Raw genomic sequence first — 3,933 nt, 5'->3', positions numbered from 1 at the left:
TCACGCGGTGGCCGCCTTCACGTCCTCGGCCCGCTGGTCACCGGGGCCGTCGCACACCACCTTGGTGGACACCACTGGGGACGGCCGCGTCGTCGCCCGGCCTCCCCGCCACCTTCGCGCACGCGGAGCCCGAGATGAGGGCGGCTCGGCACGTTGCGCATGGGGTGTCCCTGAAGGCGGCTTCAGGAACAGGACGGGGCTGGCGCTCGCTGCCGCGCCCCCCATCACCGCCGAGCAGCGTGCCCGCCTCGCGGCGCTCCTGACGGACGCCCGATGACCGCCGCGTGCCGGGCGGTGCCGGTCCTCACCACCACGCTCGACCTCCCGCTCGATATGCGGGAGCGCCGCTTCCTGATGGCGGCGGAGATTGCGCGGCACAACAACTGCGCGGTGGCTATCGTCGTTCTTCCGGGCTCACCACCGCCTTGAGTCGGACCCCGATGAGAGGATGGCGTTCGACTCGAAGGGGCTGAGACGATGGCCGATCCGGTGGCGTTGATGGTGGCGGACCTGCGGGAGAAGTACGCGGTGATGCCCGCGTCTCCAAGGTTCTCGCGCCTGTACGACGACCCCGACTGGGGCCACATGTTCGCGGTTCTCCACAAGCGACTGAACCAGCACTTCAGTGACGTCAACGGCCGCGCCAAGTCCACCCACCACTACTGGGCGGACCCCAGTCGCGACCTACTCGCGCTTATCGACGAGATCGAGAACGACCTCCATACGCTGAAGAGGTGCGGCGTAGAGGTCGAATTCGACACTGGCTATCAGGACGCGCTGGATCGCTGCAGGCCCTGGCTTTCCCCCTCGGGGGGCAGCACGGTCCCCGAGGATTTCGAGCTCATTGAGCTCATCGACTACCAGCCAGTCTTCACCCTCTCGGCAGCGAGCGTGAAGCTGAAGAAGGGGCAGGAGCCGGTACCGCTCACGATGGTGGGCAGTGGTTCCTACGCCCACGTCTACTCCTACGTGGACCCTGACTACGACATCAAGTTCGCTGTCAAGAGGGCCAAGAAGGAGTTGGACGAGCGCGAGCTGGCGCGGTTCAAGCAGGAGTTCGACGTGATGAAGAAGCTGAGCTTTCCCTACGTGGTACAGGTCTACAAATACAACGACGAGCGCAACGAGTACCGGATGGAGTTCTGCGACACGACGCTGCGGGACTACATCAGCAAGAAGAACTCAACGCTCAAGTTCGGCACTCGGAAGCGCATTGCGCTCCAATTCCTTTATGGCATCAACTACCTGCACGTGAACCACTATCTGCACCGAGACATCAGCCTTCAGAACACCTTGCTGAAGGTCTACGGAGAGAGTGCCGTGCTGGTCAAGCTGTCGGACTTTGGCCTGGTGAAGGACCCGAGCAAAAACTTCACCCACACTCAAACCGCCATGAAGGGAACTTACCGCGACCCACTGCTCGCGAGTTTCAAGGATTACGCGGTCGTCAACGAGATGTACTCGATCGCTTGGGTCCTCGCCTACATATTCACCGGCAAGGAGAGGCTTCCCCCCAGCGACGACGCCATCGGTCAAATCATCCATAAGTGCGCCAGCAATGACCTCAGCCAGCGCTACCAGACTGTGATGGGGCTGATAGAAGACGTGGAACAGGTGGCCGAGTCACCCGCCAAGGCAACCGCTTAGAGCTGAGGGCACTTCCGCGCCGGATAGCCCCGGCCCCTGACAGATCACCTTGGGCAGCGGGCGATGCGCCAACCGAGCGACGTGGCTGCCTACCACCCGGCTGTATCCAGGCCGGCAACCCCACGCATGCTCAAGACGCCCGCAGCAGCGCCGGGCAAGGCCCCCTTAGTCGACCGAGGTAGCCGATCGGGGGGCGCCGGGCTGTCCCTAAGTGGGCCGCTCGGTGACACAGGAGATCGGGAGATGGTCATGCCGTCGCCTGGGGTCAGACCGTGGGATCCGGTGGGGGTGGTGACCCGTCGGCCGTGGCCGCAGCCTCGGCGCATGGGCTGCCTCGCCCGGCCCATGCGTCCGTTGTGGAGGGGAGCTGCCCGTTCGAGCCGGGCCTGTGCAGGCAACGGGGTGGGCGCGCCCGAAGTACCCAGCGCCCACCCCGGCACCGTCTCCGACTCTTGCGTCACGTGTCTCGTCGTGGGCCGCTCAGAGGCTGGCTCGGCTGCTTTGAGTCGTCGTCCGGTATGCGGCATCGCATCCCACCGTGGCGTTTGGGTGCCGCAACCGGCGGAGGTCTGGTAGCTCGCGGTGCCCTCGTGGGCCACAGACTTGCGCGAGGCGCATGAGGCCTGAGTGGCTCATGTGTCACGCATCGGAAACCTGTCGGCACGTAGTGCGACCCTCAAGGGGTGACCTCTCCCGTCCCGCTGACACGGTCTCGGTTGGTCTCGGAGCTCCGGCAGGTGAGCCGCCGAGTGCTCGTCGACCTGCGCGTTCAAGACCCGATGCTGACGTTCTGGGATGCTGTCGTGACGACTTGTGTCGTCATGACGGACGAGAACGACACCCGGCCGCGGATGGACCGCCTCAGTGACGTGCTAGAGGGGATCTTCGGGAGCCCGGAGTCGGTCGATGATATCGACCCGGACTTGGTCGAGGCGCTGAACTACATGGCGGAGAACCAGGAAGAGCTCCTCGCGTACTGGACCAAGCACCTAAGGCAGACGACGGCTCAGGACTTCTTGCAGCGTCTATTCGGGGCCGCTGTGTACGTGCGGCTCAAGCGTGCGTTGCAGTCGGACCTCCAGGTCCTCGCCCTGGCTATGCGCCGGCTCAACCACGCTCTCCTGCCATACGCCGTCGCGATCGAGGATGCAGCCAAGGTGCTGACTCCCGAGCAGCTCTCCGCGCTGGCCGTCGAGAACTTTGGTGCTGGCAAGGCCCTCGACATGCTCGTCTCCCTCGACGACTGGTTGCAGCAGGCGTTTCAGTTCGATCTGCCCGAGGAGCTGTTGACCGTCCCGGCGGACGAGGGGCCGCTCACTCTCAAGGTCATCGAGGAGTCCATCGACGGCATCCGCCAGATCGTCGCCGGCAAGTCCCGTCGCGTCCTGGCTGAGCTGAGCGACGTTTGCGTCCGCAAGATGACCGGTGCGCGGACCGTGCTCGACGTGTCAGAGGATGGCGCTTCGCAAGCGGCGAACTCGCTGATCGAGCTGATCGACCGCCTGATGCGGATGGCCTTCACGAAGACTGAGGTGCTCGCATGGATCAGAGCGAACTGCGCGGACATCCCCAACCTGACTTACGTCAAGGATGGTGTGGAGCTACCGACCAAGCGCGGCGAGGCGATGTGCTTCGTGCACGCCGGGCGACCGGTCGAGCAGCGGACGCCCTTCACCATGCTGACCGGAACAGCCATCTCGGTGATACGGACGCAGTTGCAGCAGATCAAGCACGCGGACACCGGCACGCCCGAGGAAGTGCTTGCGACCAGAACCCTCATGAGCGCACTCGAGGGCTGTTTCACCCTTGCGTTCAGCTTTGGCTGGGCCGGAGTCGAGGCCGCCGAAGTTGTCAAGTTGAAGGTACAGATCGAGCAGGCTGCCTAAGTGTCCCAACAAGCGGACTGCCCGGTGGCAAGCGCCCCGGGCGGCCACCGCGAACGAGGAGGAACCGAGCGCTGGCAATGTTAGGACGCGCTGGACGGTTCGGCCCCGAGGTTGTCGGGCCAAAGAGCGGGTCAGCAGTCCGCGTTGCCGAGACTGGTCGTGGCGGCATGAAGGATCCCTGCGCCGGAGCAGTCACCAAGCGACCCAACACCGCTCCGGCTACGAGTCGCGGAGACGGAGACGGGACGGGGATCGTGGAGACGGCAGCACCTCGCTGCGTCGGAGAGGACGCCGTTGCTGAGGGAGGCACTGCCTTCGAAGATTGAACCGCCCCGGCAAGTCCGGAGACTCCGTTCCTTGGGAAGGATGGAGTCATGGCAGGAAGTTCCACCACGAGGTA

General features: G+C 64.6%; 3 protein-coding genes. All 3 read left to right on the top strand.

What is annotated here, in order from left to right; translation table 11 throughout:
* The first annotated feature begins 273 nt into the window (after window positions 1-273).
* Window positions 274-429, top strand: coding sequence for a hypothetical protein (locus tag GCU60_RS19585; RefSeq protein WP_163208306.1), 156 nt, complete (start codon window positions 274-276; stop codon window positions 427-429).
* 48 nt (window positions 430-477) lie between these two features.
* On the top strand, window positions 478-1,647 hold the full coding sequence (locus tag GCU60_RS19580) for a protein kinase family protein (RefSeq protein ID WP_163208304.1): 1,170 nt from the start codon (window positions 478-480) through the stop codon (window positions 1,645-1,647).
* 749 nt (window positions 1,648-2,396) lie between these two features.
* A complete protein-coding gene (locus GCU60_RS19575) occupies window positions 2,397-3,533 on the top strand; it encodes a hypothetical protein (RefSeq protein ID WP_163208302.1) in 1,137 nt (378 codons plus the stop codon).
* The last annotated feature ends 400 nt before the right edge of the window (window positions 3,534-3,933 follow it).

This window comes from Blastococcus saxobsidens, assembly GCF_010682065.1.
Classification (GTDB): Bacteria; Actinomycetota; Actinomycetes; order Mycobacteriales; family Geodermatophilaceae; genus Blastococcus; species Blastococcus saxobsidens_B.
Note: the sequence above shows the minus strand (reverse complement) of the source record. Positions and strands in the feature narration are given on the sequence as shown.

Excerpts from the sequence above, each read along its gene's own strand:
- GCU60_RS19585 (WP_163208306.1), top strand. The coding sequence starts at position 274 with ATGACCGCCGCGTGCCGGGCGGTGCCGGTCCTCACCACCACGCTCGAC.
- GCU60_RS19580 (WP_163208304.1), top strand. The coding sequence starts at position 478 with ATGGCCGATCCGGTGGCGTTGATGGTGGCGGACCTGCGGGAGAAGTAC.